We start from the raw sequence: 26,486 nt of genomic DNA on the forward strand, positions 1-26,486 counted from the left end.
CGGGGCTGCGAGCATCATGAACTCCGCAACTGTCGGAAAGCTTCTCGCGCGCGGCATGGTGGCCGGTCTCCTGGCTGGCCTCCTCGCCCTGGGCGTCGCCTACTTCCTCGGCGAGCCGCCGACCGAGGCCGGCATCGCCTACGAGGCGGCACACAGCCATGAGGAGGGGGCGGAACTGGTCAGCCGTGCGGCCCAATCCACCACCGGTCTGGCGACGGGCGTCCTCGTCTACGGCGTCGGCCTCGGCGGAATCGCCGCGCTGGCGTACTCCTTCGCCCTGGGCCGGATCGGCGCATTCGGACCCCGCGCCACCGCGGCGCTGCTGTCCCTCGGCGGCCTGATCGCGTTCTACGTCGTGCCGTTCCTCAAGTACCCCGCCAATCCACCGGCGGTCAGCGATCCGGCCACGATCAGCCAGCGCACCACCCTGTACCTGCTCATGGTGGTGCTCAGCGTGCTGCTCGCCGTCTCCGCCGTGATCGTCGGCAAGCGGCTCGCGTCCCGTCTGGGCAACTGGAACGCGTCGGTCGGGGCAGGGGCGTTCTTCGTCCTCGCCGTCGGACTCGCCTACGCCTTCCTGCCGGCGGTCACCGAGATGCCGAAGGACTTCCCGGCTTCGGTCGTCTGGCAGTTCCGCGTCTCCGCGCTCGCCATCCAGGCCACGCTGTGGGCCGGATTCGGTCTCGTCTTCGGCATCCTGGCCGAGCGACTGCTGCAGCCGCGCGAGTCCGGCGAGCGGATCGGGGCCATGGAGCCGGGCGCGGTCGCGCCCTCGTCCTGACGCCTGTTCATGCGAGAGGGGGCGCCGGTCTCGGACCGGCGCCCCCTCTGCTGTGTGCGTCAGCCGATGCGGACGCCCCACATGAAGGGCATGCCGCTGCGGGCGATCGACTCGTACCGCACCTGGGCGCCGGGCTTGGGTGCGTGGAGGATCTGCCCGTTGCCGGCGTAGAAGCCGACGTGGCTGAGGTCGCTGCGCATGATGATCAGGTCGCCGGGCTTCAAGGCGCTGAGGGAGTTGATACGCGTCCCGACGCCGGCCTGCGCCTGGGAGGTGCGGGGTATCGTCACGCCGGCCTGGCGGAACGCCCACGAGGTGAGGCCGGAGCAGTCGAACGAGGTCGGGCCGCTCGCGCCCCAGACGTACGGCATGCCGACGCGGCTCTTGGCGGCGGCGAAGGCCGCGGCGGCGCGCCCCGAGGCGCTCGCCTCGTTGCCGAGTTCGACCCGCGCGCTTGCCCGGTTGGCCCGGTCCTCCGCTTCCGCGATCCGGGCCCGCTCCTTCGCCGAGAGGGTGTTGAGCAGGCGCTGGGCCTCGCGCAGCTTGCCCTGGATCTCCGTCTTCCGCTTCCCCAGTTCCTTCTGTACGGAGTCGAGGTCGCGCAGTTTCCCGGAGGCTTCTCGCCGCTGCTGCTGGAGAACCCGCTGCTCGGAGAGGAACTGCTGCAGTACTGCTGCCTGCCGGTCGCCGGCGCGGTCCAGCGCGGTTGCCTTCTCCAGGTACGTGTCGGGATCCTGGGAGAGGAAGAGCTGGAGGGCCGGGTCGAGGCCGCCCGAACGGTACTGGCCTGCGGCCACCGTGCCGATCTTGTCGCGGAGTTCGTTCAGCTCACCCTGCTTGCGGGCCGCCGTGTCCTGGAGGGTCTCCACCTGCTCCTTGAGGGCGTCGGCCTTTTCCTTGGCTCCGTTGTACTTCTCGGTGGCCTGGGTCGCCTCCTCGTAGAGGCGGTCCACCTGCGCCTTGACGCCCTTCTTGTTGGGGTCGGGCAGTGGGTCGGCCGAGGCCACCTGGGTGGACAGAGCCACGGCCGCCGCGGCGGTGACGGTCAGGACGCCGGTGTAGCGCGGACTGGACTGCTTCGGGCGGCGGTGGGAGGCCACTGCGGAGCTCCTTCTTCCTCGACCGCCGACGTGCTGGGCGTACAGCCGGCGCGGCGGCGCCTCCGCCGCCGCCCCGGATGGGCGACCGGCTGCGCGAAGACTCCGCGAATACTAAGCTCCTTAGATGCTTAGACTCAACGAGGATGCTTGTGGCGGGCAGTGAGGGACGCCACAGGCGCACCGGATATCGGGTGCGAAAGCCCTCACATGACGGGCGCCTTACGATGACCGGACTTCTGTGAATAGGGAGGGGAACCCTCTTGACCGTCCGGCTCACGCTGTTGTGCGCTGCCGCCCCCGTGGAACGCGACGTGCGATTCGGAGACGTGCGCCTCGACGAACGGGCGCTGCGGCAGGTTCAGGAAGCTGCCCCTTCTCTGCTCACAGCCACGGCCTCCTTGCTGTACTCGGCACCCTCGCAGCGCTGTGCTCAGACCTTCGAGGTTCTGGAGTGGGACGTGGTCACCGTCGAACCTGCCCTTCGCGACATCGACACGGGCAACTGGCTCGGCCGGACGCTTGCCGAAGTCGCGGCCGAGGACGGCGCCGGGCTCGCCGCGTGGATGTCGGATCCGGACGCAGCGCCGCACGGAGGTGAATCGGTGGCGCAGGTCTGCCGCCGGATCGCCATATGGATGGACGGCCTCCCGGACGATGCCGGGCGCGTACTGGCCGTGGTCGAACCGGCAGTGGTGCGCGCGGCGTTGGTGTCCGCACTGGGCGCACCGCAGCAGTCGTTCTGGCGCATCGACGTTCCACCTCTGGCCGTTGTTCAGCTCACGGGCCGTGACGGGCGCTGGAACCTACGGATGGGGGCTGCCTCCGCCACAAGTGGCGATGGCAGCGGTTGAACTTCCTTCCGCGCAGGCGGGCGTTCCCGGAACCGTCCGTGTGCGGTCAGCGGTCCCGCGAGGCGGCGCGTCACCTTTCCTCGAGTTCTTGCGGTCGCCCCGCTCTCATGGAGACGGGTGGATTCACCGCACGCCCGGCAGCTGATGGACGACTTCAGCCATCGGCGACGCTCCATGGTGGTTTTCGTTACAAGGGCAGGAGCTCGGGACGCTTTGGTTCCAGGGCCTCGGCTGCGGCCCTGCCGAGCAGGTGCTGGCCGAGCCAGGGCAGGAAGTGCTCCTTGGCCCACCGGAGGTCTTGGAGCTGCTGACGTACGGGAGGCTGCGGTACGTCCGACGCGCGCGCGTTCTGCGCTGGCCCCAGCCCGAGAACCTCAGCGGCTCGCAATGCGACCTGTCTGTGCCCCTCGGACGACAGATGCAGCCGGTCCTCGCTCCACGCGCTCGGATGCTGGATGGACTTCAAGGACCACAGATCCACTACCGCGCAGTCGTGCCGATCCGCTATGGCGTGGATGTGAGCTGTGTAGGTGGCGATCCTTCCACGCAGCCGACGTAGTACGGGTGTGTCCCGCGGGTCGAACCCGGTGAAGACCAGCACCGTGTTCGCGTTGGCGCTGAGCGCTGTGATGGCCTCCTCGAACCGGTCCGTGATGCGGTCGACGGAACTCCCCAACCGTAAAATGTCGTTGCCTCCGGCGCAGAAACTCACCAGGTCCGGGGCCAGTTCCGCTACCCGCGGCACTTGCTCCTCGATGATCTCGTCGATGACTCGACCCCGAACGGCGAGATTGGCGTAGCGGAACGGCACCGGGGATCGGCGGGCCATCAGATCGGCGAGCCGATCGGCCCACCCCACGCACGCACCGTCGGAGGTCTCATCGCCCAACCCCTCCGTGAAGCTGTCTCCGAGGGCTACGAACGAGCCGATGGAAGCACGACCGGGCATGCTCCGCTTCTCCGACATCTTGCCTCGCCTCCCCGTAGGCCCCGGCTCCAGAAGCAGTGGACGCGTGGGTGAGGAGCACGGACGCTGGGGCCGAGCAGGGCGGGAACGCCCACCGTGCCACCTCATCACCGCGAGCTTGGTGCGTATATTTGGTTTGGTCAAATAATTGGTCGACAGTGTGTCATGTGTCAGTCGGTAGCCGCTCAGCAGGTGATCGATACCCCTCATGGGTGTGCCGATGCAGGGTTCTGTGTGGGCGTGGCGACGGGCTAGGTGGCAACGAGGAGGGTGACCAGGCGCTCGGCGGTCTGTAGGGGCTCCGGTAGCCCGCTCGGGCCGCTGGTCATCAGCAGGTGGTGCACGGTCCCGACCAGGGCGAGAGCTGCGGTTGCGGTGTCAGTACCGGACGGGATCCTGCCCAGCCGGCTCTCGGCGTCGAGATAGCCGGTCACGGAGTCCTGGATTGCCGAGAAAGCGGGCGCCCCTGCCTCCAGCCCCTGGCGCGTGTGCAGTGCGGCTGCCGGGCGGGTCATGGCGAGGGTGACCATCGCTGGATTCACCGAGGTCAGAAGCGCGGCCGTGACCGTGACGAGGTTGGCCTTCACCGTGTCCTGGCCGACCAGTGACGGCAGCTGGTCGGCTTGGCGTGCCGTACTGGCGAAGCGGTCCAGGACGAGTTCGCCGATGAACTCGTCCAGGCCCGAGAAATGGGCATGCAGGGCCCCCTTGGCGACTCCGGCCTCGCTCGTGACCGCCCTGCTCGTGAGCGCCCCCGGCCCGTCTCGGGTCACCACCCTTTCCGCCGCCGCGAACAGCCGCTCGCGTACGTCGGGAATCGCTACACCGCGGGGTGACATACCGCCTCTTTCCGGAAGTGGATTGCCAGTATGGGCGCTCGCCCATACTGTTTGGGCACTCGCCCATACTAGTGAGGTGCCGCATGGAACACATCGTCAACACCGGGCAGGCGCAGGCGTGGAACGGCCCGGAAGGCCGCCACTGGGCCGCCCATCAGGACCGCTGGGACGCCGTGAACGACGGCTTCAACAAGCTGCTGCTCGACGCCGTCGGCCTCGCCCACAACGCCCAGGTACTCGACATCGGCTGCGGAGCCGGCCGGACTACCCGCCTCGCTGCCCGCCTTGCTCCGGCCGGGCGGGCTGTGGGTCTGGACCTCTCCGGGCCGATGCTCGACCGCGCCCGGGCCACCGCCCGCGACGAGGGCGTCGCCAACGTCGAATTCCTGCAGGGTGACGCGCAGGTGCACCCCCTTTACCCGGATACGTTCGACGCGGCCATCAGCCGGTACGGCGTGATGTTCTTCGCCGATCCCTCCGCGGCTTTCGCCAACCTCGGCCGCGCGCTTCGGCCGCACGGGCGCCTCGCGTTCGTCTGCCCGGCAGAGCCGGAGGGGAACGAGTGGATCACGGCTATGACGTCGCTGCGCGGCATCCTTCCGGTCGGCGATTTCGGCACGCCGGGCGCGGGCATGTTCTCGCTGTCCGATCCCGACCGCATCACCGGGATTCTCTCCGCCGCCGGGTTCGCGGACATCCGCATCGAGCACGTGACGGCGTACGGGCACTGGGGCGAGCGCGCCGAGGACGCTGCGGCGTTCCTCCTGGACTCCGGCCCCGGTCGCCATCTGCTCGACCAGGTGGATGCCGACGTACAGGCCCAGGCTCGAAGCGCCCTGCAAGACGTGCTGCGACTGCACGAAACAGAGGGCCGGGTGGCGCTTCGGAGCACGGCATGGCTGGTGACCGCGCGTCGACAGGCCGGAACACCGGCCGGGGCCTGATCGAGGATCCGGCGTCCCTGAGGGTTCAGCTGTGCGGCCGGCAGGTCCTTGGTCCCCGCGTTCGTCGCGTCGCTCGCGGGGCTCAGAGGTTGATCCCCCTTTGCGTGATACGAGCTCGAGGGACTGTAGGACCGGGCGAACAGCGTAGGTACGTCGGCGGCCGGGGGAGGTACCGCTCGTTGTTTCCTACGTGGCAGGGGGATCGCCCGGTCCTAGCTGTTGGAGCTTGATTCCCGTGCCGCTGGGTTCCAAGCCGCGAGAAGAATTCTGCCCCGACGCGCGGGGTCGGCCAAGCGAATCGGATTGCGTTCACACGCGATGGCGCGATAACGCCAAAGGCGTGGGCAGGCGCCGGTCCCGCCGGAACACGTCCCACAACTCGTCCGGCATCAGACGCTCGACGAGACTCGCCGTGTTCGGGACAGTGAAAACGATTCGCCCGGAAGAAGAGATGTCTGACTGACATGACATCGCTCCACTGCCAGAGGCCGTTTGGGTGATGGAGTTGTCGGCACCCGCGGCCACCTCGCGTAGCCTCGTCACCAGAGGGGCACCGACAGCTATTCCGCCACCGCGTCGCCGGTCGCGGTGTGAAGGGGTGCTGGATGTCGATGACGAGTCGGCGTGATCTGTTGGCGAGATCTGCGGGAGTGGTGGCGGTCGCCCTCGTGCCCGGCTCCGGCGTGGCAAGCGTGCCCACACCACAGGAACTGCCGGTCACTACGCCCGATGGGGGCGTGGACTGGGACGCCTTGCGAGCGCAGTTTCGTCTGGAGCCGGGATGGGCGAATCTCGCGTTGTTCTACCTGGCCTCGCATCCGAAGGTCGTACGTGATGCGGTGGATCATCTGAGTGCGCAGGTCGATGCCAATCCTCTGTCGGTACCCACGGGGTTGGCGCTGCCCGACGGTCCGACTGGATGGCCCCGGGTTCGCCAGTCGCTCGCGACCTATCTGGGAGGCCGGGCCGACGACATCGCGATGACGGCGAGCACGAGTATCGGGCTGGGTGTCGTCTACAACGGCGTCGTGACCCGTCCGGGACAAGAGTTCCTGTTGACGGAGCACGACCATAACGCCCATCGCACCGCCGCTCGGTTGGCCGCCGAAAAGCATGGCAACAGGGTGCGGCTGGTCTCCTGGTTCGCCGATCCGGCCACCGCGACGGCCGACGGCATCGCAGCGGCGGTCGGCGAGGCGCTACGCCCGAACACCAGAATCGTGGGGATCACCTGGGTGCAGTCCAGCACGGGGCTTCGGATGCCCGTGCGTGCGGTGGCCGAGGTGGTGCGCCGGGCCAATGAAGGACGCAGTCCTGCCGACCGGTGCCTGCTGGTCGTCGACGGCGTGCACGGGCTGGCGGCAGTCGACGAGGATGCCGCCCGCCTGGGCGCGGACGTGGTGGTCGCCGGAACGCACAAATGGCTCTTCGGTCCAAGGGGCACGGGGCTGGTCTGGGTGGCGCCGGATGTCCTCGAGCAGCTGCGGCCCACGTTCGTGAGCTTCATCAGTGGCGGGGGAGCAGCGCCCCTGTCGCCCGGCGGGTTTCTGGCGTTCGAGCATGCCTTCGCCCTGCCCGTGGCAGTGGCGCTGCATGAGCAGCTGGGCCGAGCACGCGTTGCCACCCGCATCACACAGCTGTCGACCCGGGCGAAACAAGGACTGAGCCGCATCCGCGGGGTCACCGTGCACACTCCCGCCGACCCGGAGCTGTCAGCGGGTATCACCTGCTTCAGCGTGGCAGGCCACACCCATCAGCAGGTCGTCGACCACGCCGCCGCCGCCCGCGTGCGGCTGTCCACCTTGACCTACACCCGCATCGGCACCGCCGTCATCAACACCCCAGCAGAGATCGACACCGCACTCAACAGTGTGGCTGACATCACCCGCTGACAGCCGTGTTGGGCGTCGCTGGGGCGTTCGGCAGAGATCAGGTTGGGCTCGCCGATGACTGCCGGGCCGGCCCGATGCACCGCCGTACGTCAGTGGTGATCGCCGCTTGCCACATTGAGACGCTTGGTGAAGGTCTTCCCCGCGTCCTGGGACTCGTAGATCCCGTCCTGGGTGGCCGCGAGGATGTGCCGCTCGTCGACGGCGGTCAGGGCCTGGGGCTGTCCTCCGGGCACGGTCGCCGTCTTCTTCCAGGTGGCGCCGCCGTCCGAACTGATGCTCAGAGCGCCGGTGAAGTCGACGCCGAACAACGCGCTCGGCGATCCCCAGGACAGGTACTCCATCCCCGCTCCCTCGCCGGGTCCGAAGGTTGCACCTCCGTCCGTGCTCCGCGCAACGCCCTCCGCCGTGGTGGCGACAACCTGGCTCGGGTCCGCCGGATTGACCGCGAAATCAAGAGCCTGCAACTGGGCACGGTTCTGCCAGCTCGTGCCGTCCTTGCTCACCCGCAGTAGACCGCGTGTGCTGTCGTATCCGTAGATGACGCCTTGGGCGTGGTCCAGGCTGTGGAAGTCCGCCTCGCCCTGGAGCGAGGCACTCTTCCACGACCTTCCGGCATCGGTGCTCTTGATCAGCCCGTGGTCGGCCGGCTGATCGCTGTCGGGGGCCGGGTGGCCGCTGGCCAGGAAGGTCTTGGCGCCGGCCACGGTGAAGCCCATGAAGTCGTCCTTGCTGTCTCCGACCAGCTGCGGGCTCCCAGCGCCATCCGGAGTGAAGATTCCTTCGTGGGTGGCCACGTAGAGCCTGCCGTCTTCCGGGTCGACCCCCAGTCCGTGAATGTGGCTGTGCAGGGCCGGGGCCGACTTGACGCCATCACTCCCGGCAGCAGCGCCTTCGGAGGTGGTCCCGTCACCACAGGCGGCAAGGAGGAGGGCACCCGCAGCAGCGGAGCCTACGGCGAAGAGTGAGCGGGTGCGCGGTCGGCGGAACGGATTCGTGAAGGAAGGCATGAGTGAATTACCTCGTGTGTCGGTCGTACGGGGAGCCGCTGGCGGAAGCACGGGACGGTCTATACCCGTAGGACCGGCAACCGGGCCAGGCTGAGTACTCGCGGCAATGGGGCGGGCCGAAGCCAATGAGCGAACGCTGCCCCACTCGGAGGCGACCAGCCGGGGTGACGGGGGAGCGCAGGCCGAAGCAGTGAAGCGGCCGCCGAGCTGCTGATCGCTCCGACGCACAGTGAGGACATGTCCGAACCATTGGACGGGCTGGTGACCGTCGACGAATGGCTGTACTGAGCAGACAGCTGCGATGAGCCGTCACTCGTAGGTTCGTCGTGGGAGTGTCCCGCGCCGTGCGGGGTGGCGGACACGCCGTGGACCGGCGAGCCGTCCGCATGGCAGACGGTGTGCATGACGAGCGCGGCGAATGCGAGCACTCCGACGAGCAGGAGGCGCCCCAGGACACCGCCTGTGCGTACGTCTCTGCTCGCGTTCACGTTCGACCTCCGCGCGGGACACTATCAACCGACGCAGGGCGCCCTCTGTGGTGAAACCCACCATGGGACTCTGACGGCAGCCGGCCCGAGCACGTCATGGCGGGCACCTGATCACGATCAGAGATCCTCGGGAGGACGCACCCAAGATCGCGACAGTCGCGTGGCTCATGAGACTGCATGGTGCATCAGGGGGGCGAGTGACCGGTGGAGCAAGGAAGAGGGACGGACCCCATGGGGTCCGCCCCTCTTTGCCTACTGGCTTACTTGTCGGCGGCCTGGAAGCCGCGCAGGCGGAGGCTGTTGCCGACGACGAAGACCGAGGAGAAGGCCATCGCGGCCCCCGCGATCATCGGGTTGAGCAGTCCGGCCGCGGCGAGCGGCAGGGCGGCCACGTTGTAGGCGAAGGCCCAGAAGAGGTTCGAGCGGATCGTGCCGAGGGTCTTGCGGGAGAGCCGGATCGCGTCGGCCGCGGCCCGCAGGTCTCCCCGTACGAGGGTCAGGTCGCCGGCCTCGATGGCGGCGTCCGTGCCGGTCCCCATCGCCAGGCCCAGGTCGGCCTGGGCGAGCGCGGCGGCGTCGTTCACGCCGTCGCCGACCATCGCGACCGAACGGCCGTCCGCCTGGAGCTTCTTGACGACGTCGACCTTGTCCTGCGGCATGACCTCCGCGATGACCTCGTCGATGCCGACCTCGGCGGCGACGGCCTCGGCGACGGCCTTGTTGTCGCCGGTGAGCAGGATCGGGGTGAGCCCGAGGGCGCGCAGCCGCCGGATGGCCTCGGGGCTGGTCTCCTTGACGGCGTCGGCGACCTCCAGGACCGCGCGGGCCTCGCCGTCCCAGGCCACGGCGATGGCGGTCTTGCCGGCCTTCTCCGCGGTGTCCTTGGCGGCCTTGAGCTCCGCCGGGAGGGCCATGGCCCACTCGTCGAGGAGCTTCTCGCGGCCGACGAGGACGGCGTGTCCTTCGACGATGCCCTGGACGCCGAGGCCGGGGATGTTGGCGAAGTCCTCGGGGGTGGGGAGCGTGCCGACCTTGGCGGCGGCGCCGGTGGCGACGGCCTGGGCGATCGGGTGCTCGGAGGAGTGCTCCAGGGCGCCCGCGAGGCGCAGGACGTCGGTCTCGTCGGTGCCTTCGGCGGTGTGGACCTTGATGAGGGTCATGCGGCCGGTGGTGACGGTGCCGGTCTTGTCGAGGACGATCGTGTCGACCTTGCGGGTGGTCTCCAGGACCTCGGGGCCCTTGATGAGGATGCCGAGCTGGGCGCCGCGGCCGGTGCCGACCATGAGGGCGGTCGGGGTGGCCAGTCCGAGGGCGCAGGGGCAGGCGATGATCAGGACGGCGACGGCGGCGGTGAAGGCGGCGGTGAGTCCCTGGCCGGTGCCGAGCCAGAAGCCGAGGGTGCCGAGCGCGAGCGCGATGACTACGGGTACGAAGACGGCCGAGATCCTGTCGGCGAGGCGCTGGGCGGCGGCCTTGCCGTTCTGGGCGTCCTCGACGAGCTTGGCCATGCGGGCGAGCTGGGTGTCGGAGCCGACGCGGGTGGCCTCGACGACGAGCCGGCCGCCGGCGTTCAGGGTGGCGCCGGTGACGGAGTCGCCGACGGAGACCTCGACCGGGACGGACTCGCCGGTGAGCATGGAGGCGTCCACGGCGGACGAGCCCTCGACGACGGTGCCGTCGGTGGCGATCTTCTCGCCCGGGCGGACCAGGAAGCGGTCCCCGACCTGGAGGTCGGCGGTCGGTACGGTGACCTCCTGGCCGCCCCGCAGGACGGTGACCTCCTTGGCGCCCAGCTGCATCAGCGCCTTGAGGGCGGCGCCCGCCTTGCGCTTCGAGCGGGCCTCGAAGTACCGGCCGGCCAGGATGAAGGCGGTGACGCCGGCCGCGGCCTCCAGGTAGATGTTCCCGGCGCCGTCGGAACGCGCGATGGTGAACTCGAAGGGGTGCGTCATCCCCGGCGTACCGGCCGTCCCGAAGAACAGCGCCCACAGCGACCAGAGGAACGCGGCGATCGTGCCGACCGAGATCAGGGTGTCCATGGTGGCCGCGCCGTGCCTGGCGTTGGTCCATGCGGCCTTGTGGAAGGGCCAGGCGGCGTAGACGACGACCGGCGCGGTGAGCGTGAGGCTCAGCCACTGCCAGTACTCGATCTGGAGGGCCGGGACCATCGCCATCGCGATGACCGGCACGGCGAGGGCGACGGCGGTGACCAGCCGCTGCTTGAGGGGCCGCAGCTCCTCGTCGGCCTTCTCCTCGTCGGAGGGGCCCTCGGGGGCGCCGGGGGCCGCGCTCTTCGGCGGCGCGGGCTCGGCGGCGGTGTAGCCGGTGGCCTCGACGGTCGCGATCAGGGCGGCGACGTCGATGTCGGCGTCGAAGGTGACCTTGGCCTTCTCGGTGGCGTAGTTGACGGTGGCCTCGACCCCGTCCATGCGGTTGAGCTTCTTCTCGATACGGGCCGCGCACGAGGCGCAGGTCATGCCGCCGATGGCGAGCTCGACCTGGGCGGTCCCGGCCGTCGTTGGGGTGCTCATGACTAGCTCCTCGTGGTGAAGGCGGGACTCAGGCGCGGCCGACGTAGTCGTAACCGGCGTCCTCGACGGTCTCTTCGATGAGCTTGTCGTCCAGCTCCACCGCGCTGTTGATGGTGATCAGTCCGGTGGAGATCTCGACCTGCACGGTGTCGACGGCGTTGAGCTCCCGGAGCGCGCCACTGACGATCGCCTTGCAGTGACCGCTGTTGACGCCGACGACCTTGTAGGTGGTGGAGTGCGCGGACATGGGGGCCTCCTGGGCCTTCGGAGATTGATACCCCCCTGGGGTATCTCGTTGAGACAGGTATACCCCCAACGGTCCTGTCGATGCAAGCCGGATGGGGGTGAATTAATACCCATAGGGGGTATGGTGAGCTGTGGTGATGGCCATACGCGGTGACTCGGGGCGCTCACGATCCGGATCTGTGCTGTGCTGGAAACGTCAGCGTGTCCTTCTGGAGGAGCGCCATGCCGCATCCACGCGCTGCGCCTTCGGCGGCCGTCGACTCTCGCGCTCTGCTGCCGAGGCGGGATCTGGCTTTCGCCTGGGTGCTGATGTTTCTGCTCGCCGCCCTGGCATGGGCGCTGACTGTGGGCCAGGCGCGTGGCATGGCGATGGGCCCGGGCGCGATGGGGCTGGCGCTCCCCGTATTCCTGCTGCTGTGGCTCGTGATGATGGTGGCGATGATGTTTCCCTCGGTGGCGCCGGTGGCCATCACCTGGGGACACGCCATCGGGCGCCAGTCATCCGGGGTGGTCCGTGCCGTGCGCACCACGGCGTTCGTTGGCGGCTATCTGTTCGTATGGACGACCTTCGGCCTCGCCGCGTACGGCCTGCTCACGCTGACGGCCGACCTGGTGCGCGACCATCCCGATGCCGGGCGCTGGATTGGTGCCGGCGCGTTCCTTGTTGCCGGAGTGCAGCAGTTGGGGCCGTTGAAGGGGGTCTGCCTCCGGCACTGTCGGTCCCCGATGTTCCAGCTCCTGCGGTACTCGCGTTTCCGGCCCCGGTTGCGTGACCTCCGGGTCGGTGCCCATCACGGGCTCTACTGCCTGGGGTGCTGCTGGGGACTGATGATCGTGCTCATCCCGCTCGGGGTGATGAACGTCGCGGCCATGGCTGGGCTGGCCGCGGTCATCTTCCTGGAGAAGCTGTGGCGCTACGGTCCCTGGCTCGGCCGCGCGGTCGGAATCGCCTTCCTGGTCCTCGCCTTCCTCGCTGTCCTCGCACCGTTCCAGGACTGGCTTCTCCCTGGGCTCGGAGCAGATGGGGCCCCCATGGATCCCACGATGCCCGGGGGTATGTAGAGCTCCCGTCCGTGTGCCGTTACCCTCGACCCGTCGGAGCGCCCTCCGCCTGTTCGGTGGAGAAGGAGAAGTCGCCGAGCTCGCCGTACGCGCCCTCGAAGGCCAGGCCGAACGCGTCGGAACGGCCCTTGGAGGTCCCGAGCGTGAACTCCGGCGAGAAGCCGAATAGAGCGTTCTTCATGGTGGTCGGTGTTCCGTCGGGTCCGCGAAGCGCCGTGAACTCGATGTCGCTTCGGCCGCCCACGGAGAGGCGGGGCTTCTCACCGTCCGAGAGCGAGACGTCAGCCCGCTCCATACCCAGGTACTCGCCGAAGAACTGGGACAGCTCGCCGAACGGTCCGCCCGCGCGGCCGGAGACGATGGTGTCGATCGCCTCCGCCTGGTCGTCGCTCGCGCCGCCGTCCACGACGATGCCGACCTTCCAGTTGCCCGATGTCAGATTGGACGGGAACTCGTTGTACAGCGCGAAGTCCACACCGGACAGATCGACGTCGTCCAGTTGGCCCTCGGATATGTGGAAGACACCTACTCCCAGGCACTCCTCCCGGCCCTTCGCGTCGCGCGGCTTTGCATCGACGGCACAGCCGCAGACCAAGGCGCACGAGCAACCGGCGATGTAGTTGCCGGCGATGGTCCATGTCATGACGTGCTCCTCCTGTTGGGACGTCCGCCCGAGGTGACGAGCGGCGCGGGGGAGCGTTGTCGGGGCGGGGAGCGTGCGCTCCGAGGAGGGTGCAGCGCAAGGCGACGGCCGGTGGGCTGGTCGTGCACTCTCTGCAGCAGGCCATGGCCCGGGACTGGCCGGCGTGCTGTTGTCCGGATCATCCGGGAAGCGTCCATCATGAGCTGCGCATCCGGAAGTGTCGGAGCTCCCAGACCTGTCGGCGTTCCGGAGAGCGTCTCCTCCCCTTCCACGCTAGGCGGGTGCTCGTGGTCCTGCAATCACGGCCCCGCAGCCCTCGACGCCCGTGGCGCGATAGTGGGTCGGTGGAGAGCGGAAGGAGGCGGGGCAGCGGGCTGACCTCGGAGGGTGGTCACAAGGTTGCTCATCGCCATGATCGCGACACCCGTTGCGGTGCTCCTGATTCCTCGTGCGCGGGACGGCAGGACCGGGCGCGCACCGCGGGGTACGCCGAGCGCGTGGGGGAGGGGGATTCGCTCGTCATGCCTCGCGCCTCCAGAGCAACGCCCGGTCCTTGCCGTTCGGGCGCTGACTCCCGTGCCGCCGGGGCCACGCCGCGAGCATCATCCTGATGCAGAGCCCAACCCCTGGCCAAGCAGCACCCGTTGCGTAAAGACGCGATGGCGCGATGACGCCACCTCCTCGATTGAGGCAGTGGCGTCGGAGCGCCTGGAGCACCGTTCGGGAGGGCTCAGGGCAGGAGCTGGCGTACGAGGGTGTCCGTCGCCCAGTGCTCCCAGCGCGACGCGGACCATCCTCGGTTGTTCACCAGGAGACCGTACGTCTCGGGGCCGAGCACGGTTGTCGCGATGTCCGCGGCCGACATGGCGTCATGACCGTCCCGGAGGCCGGAGTCGACCTTGTCGACGAGGGACTGCGCGAAGCGCAGTTGGACGGTGTGTCGTTGGTGCAGGTTCGCCCGCCACAGCTCGGCGAGCTCCGGATCGGCGGCCGCCGCGCCGCGTACCACTTCCAGGACGGATGCGGCGCGTTCGAGGATGTGGCGCGCGCCGACGGTCTGCAGGGCGAGTTGGGTCGCCGGATCGGGCTCCGCGAGGATCTCGCGGGCCCAGGGGCGGTCGAGCGTGGCGACCGGGTCCGTGTCGCCGGCGATGGCGGTGTCCAGGACCTCCTTCAGCAGGGTCCGCTTGTTTCCGAAGGTGAAGTAGACGGTCTGCACACCGACTTCAGCGGCGCGGGCGATGTCCTCCACGGTTGTCCGTGCCCAACCTCGTTCGGTGAACAGCTCCGTCGCGGCGTCGATCATCCGCAGCCTCGTGCGGCGCGCCTTCTCGGCCCGAGTCAGGGGTGCAGTCACCAGTGCCGCCGCCTTCGTGATCGCAGGATGTATTTCACTGTAGTGAGACTACAGCGTGGTTTACTGGAGTGTGACTACAGCGAATGGTGTGTCGACTGGCCGGGTTCTCGTCGTCGGTGGCTACGGCGCCGTGGGCGGAGTCGTGACGGAGGCCCTCTCGGTCTGGTTCCCGGGGCGGGTGGTGCCGGCGGGACGGGACGAGGCCCGCGCCCGGCGGCTCGGCGGGGTACGCGTAGACCTGACCGACCCGGCAGGCTTCGCGAAGGTGCTGGACGAGCTGGGTGACGTCGCGGTGGTGGTGTTCTGCGTCGAGCCACCGGATGCCGGGCCGGCGCGTCTCTGCCTCGAGCGTGGGATTCACCTCGTCGATGTCGGTGCCGACCACCGGCTACTCCAAGCGGTCGCAGACCTGGACGGCCTCGCTGCCCGAGCGGGGGCCGCGGCGGTGCTGAGCGTGGGCCTCGCGCCCGGGCTGACCAATCTGCTCGCCCTGCGGGTCCACGAGGAGGTCGGTGGGGCCGAGCGCATCGACCTGACCGTGCTGCTTGGCACGGGGGAGCGGCACGGGGACGACGCCGTGCGATGGACGGTCGCCGGTCTGAGCGAACCCGTCACCGCCCGCCCGCGGCGGATCGAGCTGCCCGGCTACGGCACGCGGACCGCGCACCACTTCCCCTTCTCCGACCAGCACACCCTGAGGCAAACCCTCGGCGTCGCGGAGGCGACTACTCGCCTCTGCCTGGACTCCCGCCCGCTCACGGCCGCCCTCTTCGCACTGCGCCGAACCGGTCTGGTGCGACAGCAGAGCCTGCTCACCAGTGTCTTCACCCGTGTGCACATCGGCGGCGACGGCTTCGCGGTTCGAGCCGACGCCGAGCGCGACGGCCGGCGTGTTTCCTGGGCGCTCACCGGTCATGGCCAAAGCCGAGTGTCAGGGCTGGTGGCCGCCCACGTCAGCCGGACACTCCTCACCGGACGCGTATGCCCGGGGGTCCATCACATCGAGCAGATCCCCGGATTGGCGGACCTGCCCGAGCGGCTCATGCCCGATGGGATCGCCGTCCGGCGTCCGGTGACCGGAGCACGGCAGTGACCGGTGTCCGGGAAGTCGCCGTCGGCACCGCCTGAGGCAGCCCGGCTCATGCTCCTTCCATAACCGGGCTGTCGACACGAGACCCGCGGCCCCGCATCCTCACGTGTTCTTCACAGGATCGAGGTCCTTCACGGAAACAATTCAGACTTCGACCGGCGTTAGTGATCTCCTGGCAAAGAAGGGGGAGGTGCTGGTCCTGAAGCTGTTTCACGCGATGAATGGAGGCATGACGGAGGTCGTGCCGCGTCTTGCCGAGGTCGAGTCGGATGTGCAGAACCTCGTTGAGACGAACATGGAGACGATGCTGGGCGTTCGCTTCCTGGCGAGCGAGTACAGCACCGGGCGGGTCCACGGTGGGCGGATCGACTCGCTCGGGCTGGATGAGAACGGCTCCCCGGTGATTGTGGAGTACAAACGCGGGATCGACCCCGGTGTGATCAACCAGGGGCTCTTCTACCTGGCGTGGCTCGTGGACCACAAAGAGGAGTTCAGGCGTCTGGTCCGCGACCGCCTCGGGGCCTCGGCCGCCGCGCAGGTCCTCTGGGGCACGCCTCGGCTGGTCTGCGTGGCCGGAGACTTCACCCGCTATGACGTGCATGCCGTGCGCGAGCACCGGCGCAGCATCGACCTGGTTCGCTACCGCTTCTTCGGCAAGGACCTGATCGGTCTGGAGACTGTGGCTTCCGTTTCGGCTCGAACGTCTGCGTCGAAGCGCGTGCGTCAGGGTGCTGCTACGCATCCGTCCGCCAATGGCCGGCTCGGTGCGCTGGCAGCAGCGGTCGACGAGGTTCTGCTCGGCCTCGGCGACGGCATCACCCGAGTCCAGCGCAAGCAGTACCGCGCGTACCAGCGCCTACGGAACTTCGCCTGCGTCTGCCCGCCGCAGAAGACCAAGCTCCTCGTCTACCTGAAGGCCGACCCGAGTGAGGTCGAACTCGTCCCCGGCTTCACCCGGGACGTGACCGGACTCGGGCACCACGGCACGGGCGATCTGGAGGTGCAGCTGCGCTCCGAGCGAGACCTGGAGCGGGCGCAGGACCTGTTCCGCGCGAGCTACGCGGCAGCATGAAATGCCCACGGCCGCGTAGCCCACGAGCGGCTCGACCTCTCGGCTCGAACCGCTGCGGTCGTCACCAACCAGCGGGCTTGGCGGTGCCCATGGCGCGCGTGACGGTGATCTCGATGACGACGCGGTTCGGGTTGACCCGCGGGGGCTTGTAGCGCTCGGTGTAGCGGCGCTCGGCCTCCGCTACGGATTCGGGGTCGTCCTTGATCACCGCTGTGCCTTCAAGGGTGCACCAGCGTTGGCCGTCGGCTTGGCCCACGGCAGCTCGGGCCGCGGGGCCGGCGGCGCGGACGTTGCGCACTTTCCTGCTGGCACCGTCGCTGATGACTCGGGCGATGCGGGTTTCGGGGTCGTATGTGACGCCGACGGGCACGAGGTGCGGGGTGCCGTCGGGCCGCTGGGTGGTGAGGAAGCACACCCGGCGCTCCTGCCAGAAGGCGTTGCCGCCGTCAGCGGTGGGCGGGGTGTCGCGGTTCAATGTGCGTCTCCTCAGTGCGTACGGTGCGGATGAGCGGCCCGATTCGCGTGCCGACTCGGGTGTGGTATCTGCCTGCGCTTCGACGTTACGCGAGGACCCCGACTGTCCGTTCTCAGGCACACGGTCGCTCTCGACGACCGAGCCGTTTCGATCTCGGTCCGCCGAGGTCGCCCTCGAAGGGGCTCCATCTCCGCCGAGTCAGCGATGGTGCGCTACTGACCGCGGGCGTCCGGCCGGATGAGGCAGAGGAGTGACTGGGGTGGGCGTCTCTCGTCCATGGGGCCGATCCCGGCCGAGTGCGGTGGCGTCGATGAGCTTGGTGGTGAGCCGGGCGAGGACGTCGGGTGCTGTGGTGGCGGAGAGGTGGATGGCCCAGGTGGGGTGGTTAGGATCGGCGCCACCGTAGGCGGTCCACCGGTCGTCGACGCTGTGCGGATTGTGCTCGAAGGCAAGGCTGCGGTCCGGAGCCCGCCAGGTCGTGCGGGAGGTGTCGTCCTCAGTCCAGCCCGCTTCGCGAAGCGGTCCGTACGGGGCCTCGGCGGTTGACCACGGTGCGTTGGTGAGGCCCTCCATGACGGCGCGGACAAAGGCGACCGGGGTGGTGGCCGTGATCGTGCTGTACCAGAGCCGTTCGCCGACCGGCGATTCGTAGGCCGCGATCGTCCAGGCGGTGTCGGTGCGGTGCCGGGCCTCGTGGTCGAACTCGGCACGCAGGGCGAGGGACTCGTGGTTCACGATCGTCGTCTCATCGCTCCAGGTCCGGTACCGCTCCCAGTCCGTGTTCGACTTCAGGAAGATGTTCAGGAACTCCTCGTGCTCGCCGGGGCCGGCCGTAGGCACCGGTGGCGTCTTCGTGACGATCTCGGCGGGAGCCTCGTCCTGGCCGCTTGCCCCTGTCAGGACCGAGGACGTGAGGAGCTTGCGGACGGACTTCTCGACGTCGGTGAGCGGCGGGGGTCCCGGGCGGACGGCGGCGGAGTGCAGACGGTGGAAGTCGGCGACCGCCTCGGCTTCGTCGGCGTAGGCGTTGGAGATCTGGCGAAGGTGGTTCTCGCCGTGGAGGTGGAGGCTACGGCGGATCCCGCTGGTGTAGGTAGCGACGGCGACGGTGGCCGGGCCGTCGTGAGCGTGGAGGTGGATGAGCAGGCGGCCGGCGGCGATGTCGTCGTGGAGGCGCTGGGCAGCGGCGCTCACTTTGCGGATGTCCTCGCGGGAGCACCCCGGCAGGGGATAGTCAGGCCAGGTCCACTCGGTGTCGATCTCCTCCTGGAGCTCTGGGGTGACCTCGACGGTGTATCCGTGCCGGCGGAGCTGACCGGCTGCGGCGTTGGCGTAGTACGGCTCCTCACGGTCGATCCGGGCCAGGATCATCGTGTTCGGGCCGGTGCTGCGGAAGCCCAGGTCGTGCAGGTGGGAGCGGGCGGCGTCGCTCGTCGGGCCGGATGTCGTGGCGACGACGGCGGGAGTGTGGGTGGGGTGGCGGTCGAGGCGGACGTGTGCGTCGGCCGGGGCGTAGGGCATGCGGGGCCTTCGGTCATGGGGTCCGGCCGACGGTTCGCCGGGTGGAGGCGGAGCGGACGGCAGCGGCGGTCGTGCCCGGACGCTGCGGTCCGGCACGGGCGGATACGGCGACGCTGGCCCTTGGTGCCGGCGTGGCCAGTGGGGTGGTGGCCCGGTGCCAGCGAGTCCGTATGGCGGTCAGGTCGGCGAGCGCGCGGCGGCTGCCGGTGATCAGCTGGTGGACTGTGGTCGCCGGGTCGTCGGTGTAGGCGCCGATTCGACGGGCGACCTCTCCGGCACGGGCGAGCAGGGCCCGCTCGATGACCCTCGTACCCCAGTGCTCCGGGGAGCCCGCCGGCGCGGACATGAGCGTGACCACCTCGTCCGGCGCGAGCCCCGACGCGAGGAGCCCGCGGTGCTGCGCTTCCCACAGCACGGTGACCGGGTCGACCGGATCTCCGCGGTGGGACAGGGAGTTCAGGCACTGCCAGAGCGCGCCGTGAGTCGACAGGGAGAAGTCGTCGGCGGCCAGCCAGCGCATCTCCTTGATGGCCGATGGCGATACTGCGGCGCTCGCTAGCAGCATCCTTTCCTCATCCAGGACTTCCTCGTCCGTGCCACCAGCTGGTGCCTGCAGCACGGTGGTGCGGGGGAGGGAACCGGGGTGGGCGGGGAAGCGCCCGGAGAGCTCGTCGAGGTGCCGTGCGAGCCCGTCCGCCCGCGCGAGGACGGCTGTGGCCCGGTCTGGCAGGGCGGTGTCGGCCGCGTCACGCGCGAGGTGCTCGGCGTGCAGGCGGATGGTTCGGCGGGCGTGCTCGGCTCGGATGATCGCGGCGTACGCGTGCGCGTGCGCGAGCCGAGGGCAGGCCGAGATGAGTGTGTGCAGGTAGGAGATGGTCAGGCCACGAGCATCCGGCAGCGCCGCCTCCAGGACCGCATTCACCCAGAACGGTCCGGCCTGGTGGCGGACAGGTTCGGGGATCGGCACGCGACGCATCGCGGAGAACAGAACCCCGTGCGAGGCGTTGGAGAACGCATCGACCTCGAGTTGCTCAAGGTCGGCGAGTAGGGCGGGTTCGAGAAGGAGGGCGCCGAGCAGGGCACGCTCGGCGTAGTGCACAGGGGCCGGTCCGGGCGGGTCGTACAGGACCTCGTCGTCGTGGGGGTCGGAGGCGTGCTGCATCAGGCGGCCAGGGCGAAGTCGTCGGGGTTGAAGGGCACGCCGAGGTGAGGGGCGAGCAGGTGGCCGGCGAGCCGGGGCGGGACGGCGTTGCCGATCTGGGAGAACTGCGGGCCCTTCGTGCCCTGCCAGGGATAGTCGGCGGGGAAGGTCTGGAGGAGGCCGGCCTCGGCGGCGGTGATCCGGATCGGCTCCGGAGCGGCCGACTCGTCTCCGGCGGGAGTGCCGGGCGAAGGGGCGGCAACCCACGTGCATTCGTTCGCTCGATGCCCGAAGAAGAGGGTTCCAGCAGGCTCGTCGATGGAACGGACCGTCGCGTTGGCCTGGTTGTTGCTCCGCAGCGACCAGGACCAGCGGTGCGCCTCGGCGGCGAACGTCGGCGCCGGGGCATCGGCAGACCGGTCCTCGCGCGTGCCGTGTCGGGCGTCCCAGCAGGATCCCTCCCGCTGGGACCGCGGCACGACCCCGTCCGCTCGGGGCTTCCAGGTGCCTCGGTCGCGGGCGTCGGAGAGGGCCTTGCGGGCGCCGGAGGGAAACGGCTCGGGGCCGCCGCCCGGTCCTCCGCCGGCGCAGACGGTGGGGACGGGACGGTCGGTGGCGCCCCAGCCGAGGGCCTCGGCCATGGAGACCCACCGCTCGCGGCCCGCCCCGAACAGCGACTCCGGCTCTGCTCGCCGGGCATGTGTCGGCGTGGGCGGTTCGGCGGTGCGGACGCGGGAGGCGAGTAGGATCGCCCGCTTCCGGGTCTGCGGGACGCCGAAGTCGGCCGAATTGAGGATCCCGCACCAGACGGAGAACCCCCAGGAGCGCAGGATCGCTGCGTACTGCTTCCACAGCGGTAGGACGTCGGGTACCTCCTCCATCGCGATCCACTCCGGCTCCCCGACCGCGTTCAGAGCGTGGAGGTAGCGCATCGGCTCCGCCGCGAGCAGGGAGCGCTCGTCGCGGCAGGCGGCCAGGAGCTTCTCGCGGGTGTCCCGTCCGGCGGCGAGGTCGGCGACGGCCTGGTGGACGAGGGGCTGGTCGAGCAGGCCGAGCCGCTTGCCGGCCATCGACCACGCCTGGCACGGCGGTGACGCGATGAACCCGCGGGTCCGGCCGGTGAACGGCCACACCGGGTAGGCGGCGACGTCGGTACGGATCGTCAGCAAACCGGCTGCCGCGCGGGTGCGGCAGGCCCACTCGTCCCATTCCAGGCCGATGTCCCGGACGCCGAGGACGCGCAGGGGGTGGCTCCAGCCGCCTGGGCCTGCGAAAAGGTCCAGGACAAGGCGCTTCACGTCGTGAGCCCGAAGTTGTCCTGGGTCGGCGCGACTTCACCACGGCAGGCCCACGGGGAGCAGCCGTCGTCGACGACCCGCTCCAGCTCTGCGGCGGAATCGCGGTCCTGCTGCCGTGCGGCCCACTCGCCCGCGGTGACATGGTCGATCGGCGCCTGGTCGAGCGGGACGCGGGAGCGATGCAGGAACGCCTCACCGAGCAGCTTGTTGCCGCTGACGTTCGCGCGGTCGTTGCCCTTTCGGATTGCCGCGTCGAACTCCACGACATCCGCCCACTCCTCGGGGGAGCTGTCGCGGATATTCCGCCACTGGGCATTGCCGTGGAAGGGGCAGCCGAGGCAGCTCGATTTCGGGGTCTCTGAAAGGCCGAGCGACGTGAGGTAGCGGACACAGTCGGAACGTGACCAGTTCATGTCGATGAGCGGATGCGTATTACGCATGTACTTCACGTCCGCGTCCTTGGCGCGGTGGAATTCATCCGTGGATATGCCGATCCACTGCTCGACGAACACGCCCTTCGGGACCCGTGCTGGATACGGGTAGCCGAGGAGGTCTCGGACCTTCTTCTTGATTGGCTTCACCTTGTACTCCCCGGTGCACTGGCGCCTCGTCATCCCGGGGCGTCCGTCCCGGTTGAGGATGTAGAGGGGCATCGAGGCGAAGCGGTGATCCGGGTTGAGGGCGTCGTCGCGGATGTTTCCGGAGGAGACTCGAATGATCGGGATTCCCGCAGGTTCTGCAATCTCGCGTTCGAGGCGGTCGAGATGCTCGTAGACCGCTTTTGGTTCCCATCCGGTATCGGCGAAGATCGCGTATTCGACCTTCGGGAGGATTCCCTCCGCAGACAGGGCGAGCATGGCGCTGGACTGGATTCCCGCACCTAGGGAAATGGCACGGAACTGGGGCGTGGCGGTAATAGGGACGTCCTTGTGTTGGAGCGTGGGGCCATCAGTGACCCGGGCCGGTGGCGGGCCGATGTGGGTCAGTCACGGGCAGGACGGGGGCACTACGCCGCGCGGCAGGGCAGGAGCCGAACGGTGCGCTTGGGCGACCGCCGCGGCGTGGCGTCACCGCCGAGTGCTCGTCCGGGCAGTCGGCCTCGGAGCGTTCGGCACCGACGTCGTGACGGCGGGGCGGCCGCCGGGCTTCGGGGGAGAGGCGGCGAGGAGCGTCTGGATGCCCGCGGAGGTGAGCCGGATGGCGGACCGGCCCTGCTGGCCCGCGAGGGGAGTGAGGGTCAGCAACTTCTTCGCGGCGAGCGCGTCGATGGTGGCGGTCCGAACGGAGGCGTTCAGAGGACTCTCCAGCTCACGGAGGCTGTGGCGGGCCTCACGGAACACACCGTCCCCCCGCGCCAGCGAGGCGAGACCCTTCCGCTGGGCCTCGCTGACCTTGACCGTGCCGCCGCTCGGACCGAGGTTCTCCCGAGCGGCGCGCGCCTGGGCGTAGAGGTATCCGTCGTGCCGGAGCAGGGCGGAGCCGACTTCCTGGCAGGTCACCGGCGTCCTGTGCAGGTGGACTCGTGCCTGCTCCAGAAGGCGATCGGCGGTAGAGGTGTCGCCGTGGGCGAGGGCGGCGATGCTCTCGGCCGCGCGCAACGCGGCGGAGGTGGTGGCCTCGGCAAGGCGACGGAGGAGCGAGACGGCGGCGAGGCCGTCGACGGTGGTCGTCGCATCGCTCAGGGCGGCTTTGGCCAGCAGCCCGGCGGCATGGAGTGAGGTCTGGTGAAGCGCGCCGCCTGCACGAACCGCGTCCTGCAGCCGCTCGGGCGCCGTGCCGCGCCGCTTGAGGTCGTCGAGCTGATTGCCGGAGGCCAGCAGGTAACGGGTGAGGGCCCAGAGCTCCTCGCCGCTTGGGCCGAGCGGATAGGGGCGAGTCAAAGAAGAGAACTCCTTGATCGGCATACGGGATGGCAAGGGGTGGCATGCCGTGGGTGCTGGCTGCCCACGGCGCGACCGGTGTCACTGAGAGCCGTCGTCCATGCAGTGTCGTTCGCGTGCTACGCGGCCCGGCCGTAGTCGTCCTGATTCGGGGCGCTCTTGGCGACGGCACGGGCCGTGATCGCCTTGGACGCGCGGGCGGAGGAGGCAGCGAGCTGGTCGGCCCCGGGTTCGAGGTACCAGGGGCGGAGGTCGAGCATCGCGACGCGCAGGCCGGTGGCCAGGCACAGGGCGGAACCCTTTGCCAGGGCGCGGATTGCGTCCGCAGGCAGGATTCGCTCCTGCCGCATCGAGACCGAGGTCGACTTGCCGGAGTCGGAGATTGAGGTGGACGTGGTTTCGACGTCGTGGTCGCCGATCATCCGGGACAGCTTGTCGGCGAAGTCCGGGTCGTCGATGCCGCTGCCGATCACCTTGACGGTGGCCGCGCTCCACATCGCGTCCATGCCCGCGTCGCCCCATACCTTCTGGCCCTGCCGGTAGCTCTGCAGGATGGTGATCGGGATGATCCCGCGGGACCCCAAGTGCGAGTACAAATCGGGGAGGTCCGAGATCTTGCACACGTTGGCGGCCTCGTCGAGGATCGCGAGCATCGGAGGGTCGAGCCGGCCGCCGGCCCGCTCGGCCTGGGCGGTCGCGGCCCGCATGACAGAGTCCGCACACGCCGCGATCAGGGCGCTCGCTCCGCCGCCACCGTCCTTCGACAAGAGGAAGAGGGTGTCGTTCGAGGTCACGAAGTCGGCCGGGCGGAACTCGGGGATGTCCTTCTGTGGGGTGACCCAGGCGGCGATCTCGCTGTTCAGCAGGGCGGATGCGTACTGCCGCGCCGTCTCATAGATGCCGTCGCGTGTCTCGGGCGGACCTTCGACGGTGCCCTTGAGCTGGGAGGCGACCGCGCTGAACTTGTGGTCACGCAGGATGTCGAGCGGGGTACGGTCGGCGGGGAACGCGAGCCACTGCATCACGTCGGTGATCGGCCGCTCGTCGAGCGCCGCGGCCAGGAACAGCTGGGACAAGATGTTGCTGCCGGCCTTGGACCAGAAGTCGCCCTGCTGGGAGGCGTCGACGGAGGCGGCGAGGAAGTGGCCGGCCAACCTGCCTGCCCCGTCGAGGGTCTTGGCGTCGGCAAGGGGGTTCCACCACATGGCCCGCTCGGCGTGGGCGATCTGCTGCGGGTCCATCGACCACACCCGCCCCACCCGGCGCCGGGCATCGAGGCAGGTCGTGTAGGCGTCGCCTGCGGCCTTGTTCGAGGTGAGCAGCACCGGGCCCGGCGCGGCGAGGATCGAGGGGATGGCGAGGGAGGTGGTCTTGCCAGAGCGTGGGGCCATGATGGCGACGGCGACGTCCTCGAACCCCATCCGTACCTCGTGCTTCGTCCCCTGGAGGTTGCCCAGGAGGATGCCGGTGTCGACCGGGGCGACGGCCTTGGCGTTCCTCAGACTCGGGCGCAGGGAGCGGGCCTTGGCCTCGATCGCCTTCGCCAGCAGCGGTTCGATGTCGCGAGCCTTCGCCATCCCGTCGACCTTCTTTCGGCCGCCGGAGGAATTCTTGTACCGGAGCCACAGGACGCCGACGGTGGCGGCGAGGAAGAGTGTCAGGGCGATGGGGATGATTCGGGTACCGACGAGCAGGGACGCTTCTCCGGCGTCCGGCCAGAGCTGTTCGGGGTGGAGAAGGGCGTGGGTCGGCTGATACGGCGCCCACGGGTCGGACCTGGTTGCCCAGGCGGTGAGATTTCCTGCCAGCCAGGCGATGTTGGCGAGCGGAAGACCGACGGCGAAAGCGCCGATGAGGATCTTCAGGGCTATGTCGTAACCGTCGGAGCTGGACGAGGAGGAAGAGGGCAAGGGGCGGCGGTTCCTTGAACGGGGGGGGGGCGGGCCCGGGGCGTATGGCGTGCGGTGGTGTCAGCGGGGGCGGCGACGGGGCGCCAGCGGCCGCGCGGGCGGCGGCGGCGGTGGGGGAGTGCCGGCGTGACGGGACGCGAGGAAGTCGACGCGCTCGCGCAGGGCGTAGCCGACCTGTTCGGCAGGCCACTCCTGCCAACGGAGCGTGATCCGGCTGCGACCGAGGGCGGGACGCTGCTCGGGCGAGCGCCGCAGCGGTTCGGGATCGGACAGCGCCCGGGTGAAGGCGGCGACGAGGCGGGCGGGGGCGCTGTCCCCGAAGCGAGCCTGCCAGATCTGGTGCTCTGGATCCCGACTGAGGGCCGTTTCAATGGACCAGTGGGCGCTGCCGCTGTAGTTGAAGCGCTCGACTCGGACGATGCCGTCCGGCGAGGCGAGACCGCCCTCCTTCGCCCGGCCCCATCCGGCCCGCAGCAACGGCTCGTTCGGATCCGAGCCTGCTCTGCCGTTGAAGCCGGGGTCGGTGAGGGAGTCGGTGACGGCCGCGATCAGCTCGACCGGGGTGCGGGCGCCGAAGGATGCGTACCAGCTGGGCCCGTTGGAGCCGCCGGAGTGGGTCAGGCGCCACCACGGCTCGTCCGGAGTGGGTTCGAGGCGCAGCAGCGTCTTCTGGTCAGGGCTGCTGAGAACGACCTGGGGCATCAGCGGGTCGTGGCCGTGGCTCCAGCCGGCGGCCTCGTTAAGTGGGACGGTGACCCAGGCCGGATTCCCCGGGCCGGCGAGGTAGCGGGGCGAGATGAACGCCTGCTCGACGCGGCTGCTCATCCTCGCCTCCCCGACGTATGACCAACGCCCTTCGGCGAGAGGGCGGGGCCTGGGGAGGAGGTCAGGATCCGGGACGGGGCCGTGAGAGCGAGGGCGTGCATTTCGATGAGGGCCTGGCCTTGGGCGGACCAGGTGTCGAGGGAGGACCACGCCTCCTCGTTACGTTCGGCGACGGCGTCGTCGAACTCCTCGGTCCCCGGCACTGCCTCGCTCGACAACGCGTCGCGAGTCTCCAGCCACTCGCCCTGCAGCTTCTCCAGCTGTGTGAGTGCGGTAGTGAGTTCGGTCAGTTGCCACACCCAACGGGACTGGATGGCACCGGGGTTTAGCTGCTGCAGCTGGACCTCGGCCGTGGCGAGCATCTTGCGCGCTGCGTAGCGGATCCGGTTAAACGAGCGCCAGGTCTCGGCATCGCGCCGCATCATGTGTTGGCCGTACGAGAGCGGGTCGTGCGGCCAGCCATCGGGATCTGTGTGCTCATCGGAGTAGGCGTCCCAGGCGGCGAGGATGTCCCGGGACTCAATCAGGAACAGCTCCAGCTGCCGCAGCAACAGGCCGTGCATTTC

24 protein-coding genes are annotated in these 26,486 nt (G+C 69.4%); 7 read left to right on the forward strand and 17 right to left on the reverse strand.

All coding sequences use genetic code 11. The features are described 5' to 3' along the window. Positions 1 to 16 precede the first annotated feature (16 nt). Positions 17 to 781 carry a CbtA family protein gene (locus tag ESG85_RS24210; protein ID WP_128982688.1) on the forward strand — a complete coding sequence of 255 codons (765 nt, stop codon included), beginning with the start codon at positions 17 to 19 and terminating at the stop codon, positions 779 to 781. A 59-nt stretch (positions 782 to 840) separates the two neighbouring features. Here the strand turns inward: ESG85_RS24210 and ESG85_RS24215 are convergent, their stop codons facing one another. Continuing rightward, entirely contained in the window at positions 841 to 1,881 is a 1,041-nt protein-coding gene (locus ESG85_RS24215; RefSeq protein ID WP_128982690.1) for a C40 family peptidase, read from the reverse strand. A 260-nt stretch (positions 1,882 to 2,141) separates the two neighbouring features. On the opposite strand from ESG85_RS24215, the gene ESG85_RS24220 reads away from it, so the two are divergent. Next, positions 2,142 to 2,732, forward strand: a complete 591-nt coding sequence (locus tag ESG85_RS24220; RefSeq protein ID WP_128982692.1) for a histidine phosphatase family protein — start codon at positions 2,142 to 2,144, stop codon at positions 2,730 to 2,732. Between the two features lie 187 nt (positions 2,733 to 2,919). On the opposite strand, the gene ESG85_RS24225 is transcribed toward ESG85_RS24220, so the two are convergent. Continuing rightward, complete coding sequence (locus ESG85_RS24225) at positions 2,920 to 3,699, reverse strand: SGNH/GDSL hydrolase family protein (protein ID WP_128982694.1); 780 nt, start codon at positions 3,697 to 3,699, stop codon at positions 2,920 to 2,922. A gap of 251 nt (positions 3,700 to 3,950) precedes the next feature. Continuing rightward, positions 3,951 to 4,538, reverse strand: a complete 588-nt coding sequence (locus tag ESG85_RS24230; protein ID WP_128982696.1) for a TetR/AcrR family transcriptional regulator — start codon at positions 4,536 to 4,538, stop codon at positions 3,951 to 3,953. Positions 4,539 to 4,621: 83 nt separating this feature from the next. Here ESG85_RS24230 and ESG85_RS24235 point away from each other — a divergent pair, with 83 nt between their 5' ends. Continuing rightward, positions 4,622 to 5,482 carry a class I SAM-dependent methyltransferase gene (locus ESG85_RS24235; RefSeq protein ID WP_128982698.1) on the forward strand — a complete coding sequence of 287 codons (861 nt, stop codon included), beginning with the start codon at positions 4,622 to 4,624 and terminating at the stop codon, positions 5,480 to 5,482. 605 nt (positions 5,483 to 6,087) lie between these two features. Next, a complete protein-coding gene (locus ESG85_RS24240; RefSeq protein WP_128982700.1) occupies positions 6,088 to 7,374 on the forward strand; it encodes an aminotransferase class V-fold PLP-dependent enzyme in 1,287 nt (428 codons plus the stop codon). Between the two features lie 89 nt (positions 7,375 to 7,463). Here ESG85_RS24240 and ESG85_RS24245 read toward each other — a convergent pair whose 3' ends face one another. The 3 genes from ESG85_RS24245 to ESG85_RS24255 form a co-directional block, all read right to left on the reverse strand. Further along, a complete protein-coding gene (locus ESG85_RS24245) occupies positions 7,464 to 8,381 on the reverse strand; it encodes a F510_1955 family glycosylhydrolase (protein ID WP_128982702.1) in 918 nt (305 codons plus the stop codon). 748 nt (positions 8,382 to 9,129) lie between these two features. Beyond that, positions 9,130 to 11,400: a heavy metal translocating P-type ATPase gene (locus ESG85_RS24250; protein ID WP_128982704.1), complete on the reverse strand. Its 2,271-nt coding sequence runs from the start codon at positions 11,398 to 11,400 to the stop codon at positions 9,130 to 9,132. A 28-nt stretch (positions 11,401 to 11,428) separates the two neighbouring features. After that, positions 11,429 to 11,647, reverse strand: a complete 219-nt coding sequence (locus tag ESG85_RS24255) for a heavy-metal-associated domain-containing protein (RefSeq protein ID WP_128982706.1) — start codon at positions 11,645 to 11,647, stop codon at positions 11,429 to 11,431. A 221-nt stretch (positions 11,648 to 11,868) separates the two neighbouring features. Between ESG85_RS24255 and ESG85_RS24260 the strand changes: the two genes are divergently transcribed. Next, complete coding sequence (locus ESG85_RS24260) at positions 11,869 to 12,708, forward strand: DUF2182 domain-containing protein (protein ID WP_128982708.1); 840 nt, start codon at positions 11,869 to 11,871, stop codon at positions 12,706 to 12,708. Positions 12,709 to 12,727: 19 nt separating this feature from the next. Here the strand turns inward: ESG85_RS24260 and ESG85_RS24265 are convergent, their stop codons facing one another. Both ESG85_RS24265 and ESG85_RS24270 read right to left on the reverse strand, forming a co-directional pair. Beyond that, positions 12,728 to 13,351 (reverse strand): DUF1326 domain-containing protein, encoded by a 624-nt coding sequence (locus ESG85_RS24265; RefSeq protein ID WP_128982710.1) that lies wholly within the window; start codon positions 13,349 to 13,351, stop codon positions 12,728 to 12,730. Between the two features lie 730 nt (positions 13,352 to 14,081). After that, positions 14,082 to 14,708, reverse strand: coding sequence for a TetR/AcrR family transcriptional regulator (locus tag ESG85_RS24270; RefSeq protein ID WP_246095250.1), 627 nt, complete (start codon positions 14,706 to 14,708; stop codon positions 14,082 to 14,084). Positions 14,709 to 14,850: 142 nt separating this feature from the next. Here ESG85_RS24270 and ESG85_RS24275 point away from each other — a divergent pair, with 142 nt between their 5' ends. Together ESG85_RS24275 and ESG85_RS24280 are read left to right on the forward strand one after the other, a co-directional pair. Continuing rightward, a complete protein-coding gene (locus ESG85_RS24275) occupies positions 14,851 to 15,801 on the forward strand; it encodes a saccharopine dehydrogenase family protein (protein WP_246095251.1) in 951 nt (316 codons plus the stop codon). A gap of 187 nt (positions 15,802 to 15,988) precedes the next feature. Continuing rightward, positions 15,989 to 16,870 carry a DUF5655 domain-containing protein gene (locus ESG85_RS24280; protein WP_181019094.1) on the forward strand — a complete coding sequence of 294 codons (882 nt, stop codon included), beginning with the start codon at positions 15,989 to 15,991 and terminating at the stop codon, positions 16,868 to 16,870. Between the two features lie 61 nt (positions 16,871 to 16,931). On the opposite strand, the gene ESG85_RS24285 is transcribed toward ESG85_RS24280, so the two are convergent. From ESG85_RS24285 to ESG85_RS24325, 9 genes are all read right to left on the reverse strand, one after another. Next, positions 16,932 to 17,345, reverse strand: a complete 414-nt coding sequence (locus ESG85_RS24285) for a TIGR03618 family F420-dependent PPOX class oxidoreductase (protein ID WP_181019095.1) — start codon at positions 17,343 to 17,345, stop codon at positions 16,932 to 16,934. A 198-nt stretch (positions 17,346 to 17,543) separates the two neighbouring features. Then, on the reverse strand, positions 17,544 to 18,866 hold the full coding sequence (locus ESG85_RS24290; protein WP_128982714.1) for a DUF317 domain-containing protein: 1,323 nt from the start codon (positions 18,864 to 18,866) through the stop codon (positions 17,544 to 17,546). Positions 18,867 to 18,879: 13 nt separating this feature from the next. Then, a complete protein-coding gene (locus tag ESG85_RS24295; RefSeq protein WP_128982716.1) occupies positions 18,880 to 20,028 on the reverse strand; it encodes a DnaB-like helicase N-terminal domain-containing protein in 1,149 nt (382 codons plus the stop codon). After that, entirely contained in the window at positions 20,028 to 21,305 is a 1,278-nt protein-coding gene (locus tag ESG85_RS24300; RefSeq protein WP_128982718.1) for a DNA cytosine methyltransferase, read from the reverse strand. The genes ESG85_RS24295 and ESG85_RS24300 overlap by 1 nt, the downstream gene beginning before the upstream one ends. Continuing rightward, a complete protein-coding gene (locus ESG85_RS24305) occupies positions 21,302 to 22,162 on the reverse strand; it encodes an adenine nucleotide alpha hydrolase family protein (RefSeq protein ID WP_128982720.1) in 861 nt (286 codons plus the stop codon). The genes ESG85_RS24300 and ESG85_RS24305 overlap by 4 nt, the downstream gene beginning before the upstream one ends. A 210-nt stretch (positions 22,163 to 22,372) precedes the next feature. Then, positions 22,373 to 23,209 (reverse strand): hypothetical protein, encoded by an 837-nt coding sequence (locus tag ESG85_RS24310; RefSeq protein ID WP_128982722.1) that lies wholly within the window; start codon positions 23,207 to 23,209, stop codon positions 22,373 to 22,375. A gap of 95 nt (positions 23,210 to 23,304) precedes the next feature. Beyond that, the gene (locus ESG85_RS24315) at positions 23,305 to 25,095 is read right to left on the reverse strand and encodes a type IV secretory system conjugative DNA transfer family protein (protein ID WP_128982724.1); all 1,791 of its coding nucleotides are present in this window, start codon (positions 25,093 to 25,095) and stop codon (positions 23,305 to 23,307) included. Between the two features lie 60 nt (positions 25,096 to 25,155). Beyond that, complete coding sequence (locus ESG85_RS24320) at positions 25,156 to 25,920, reverse strand: SPDY domain-containing protein (RefSeq protein ID WP_128982726.1); 765 nt, start codon at positions 25,918 to 25,920, stop codon at positions 25,156 to 25,158. After that, on the reverse strand, positions 25,917 to 26,483 hold the full coding sequence (locus ESG85_RS24325) for a hypothetical protein (protein WP_246095252.1): 567 nt from the start codon (positions 26,481 to 26,483) through the stop codon (positions 25,917 to 25,919). Before ESG85_RS24325 ends, ESG85_RS24320 begins: the two co-directional genes overlap by 4 nt. Between the last annotated feature and the right edge of the window lie 3 nt (positions 26,484 to 26,486).

This window comes from Streptomyces roseicoloratus, assembly GCF_004117935.1.
Classification (GTDB): Bacteria; Actinomycetota; Actinomycetes; order Streptomycetales; family Streptomycetaceae; genus Streptomyces; species Streptomyces roseicoloratus.

Coding starts and splice junctions, on each gene's coding strand:
- ESG85_RS24310 (WP_128982722.1), bottom strand. CDS start 23,209: ATGCCGATCAAGGAGTTCTCTTCTTTGACTCGCCCCTATCCGCTCGGC.
- ESG85_RS24295 (WP_128982716.1), bottom strand. CDS start 20,028: ATGCAGCACGCCTCCGACCCCCACGACGACGAGGTCCTGTACGACCCG.
- ESG85_RS24320 (WP_128982726.1), bottom strand. CDS start 25,920: ATGAGCAGCCGCGTCGAGCAGGCGTTCATCTCGCCCCGCTACCTCGCC.
- ESG85_RS24255 (WP_128982706.1), bottom strand. CDS start 11,647: ATGTCCGCGCACTCCACCACCTACAAGGTCGTCGGCGTCAACAGCGGT.
- ESG85_RS24235 (WP_128982698.1), top strand. CDS start 4,622: ATGGAACACATCGTCAACACCGGGCAGGCGCAGGCGTGGAACGGCCCG.
- ESG85_RS24210 (WP_128982688.1), top strand. CDS start 17: ATGAACTCCGCAACTGTCGGAAAGCTTCTCGCGCGCGGCATGGTGGCC.
- ESG85_RS24305 (WP_128982720.1), bottom strand. CDS start 22,162: ATGCTCGCCCTGTCTGCGGAGGGAATCCTCCCGAAGGTCGAATACGCG.
- ESG85_RS24240 (WP_128982700.1), top strand. CDS start 6,088: ATGTCGATGACGAGTCGGCGTGATCTGTTGGCGAGATCTGCGGGAGTG.
- ESG85_RS24250 (WP_128982704.1), bottom strand. CDS start 11,400: ATGAGCACCCCAACGACGGCCGGGACCGCCCAGGTCGAGCTCGCCATC.
- ESG85_RS24325 (WP_246095252.1), bottom strand. CDS start 26,483: ATGCACGGCCTGTTGCTGCGGCAGCTGGAGCTGTTCCTGATTGAGTCC.
- ESG85_RS24265 (WP_128982710.1), bottom strand. CDS start 13,351: ATGACATGGACCATCGCCGGCAACTACATCGCCGGTTGCTCGTGCGCC.
- ESG85_RS24260 (WP_128982708.1), top strand. CDS start 11,869: ATGCCGCATCCACGCGCTGCGCCTTCGGCGGCCGTCGACTCTCGCGCT.
- ESG85_RS24290 (WP_128982714.1), bottom strand. CDS start 18,866: ATGCCCTACGCCCCGGCCGACGCACACGTCCGCCTCGACCGCCACCCC.
- ESG85_RS24245 (WP_128982702.1), bottom strand. CDS start 8,381: ATGCCTTCCTTCACGAATCCGTTCCGCCGACCGCGCACCCGCTCACTC.
- ESG85_RS24225 (WP_128982694.1), bottom strand. CDS start 3,699: ATGTCGGAGAAGCGGAGCATGCCCGGTCGTGCTTCCATCGGCTCGTTC.
- ESG85_RS24230 (WP_128982696.1), bottom strand. CDS start 4,538: ATGTCACCCCGCGGTGTAGCGATTCCCGACGTACGCGAGCGGCTGTTC.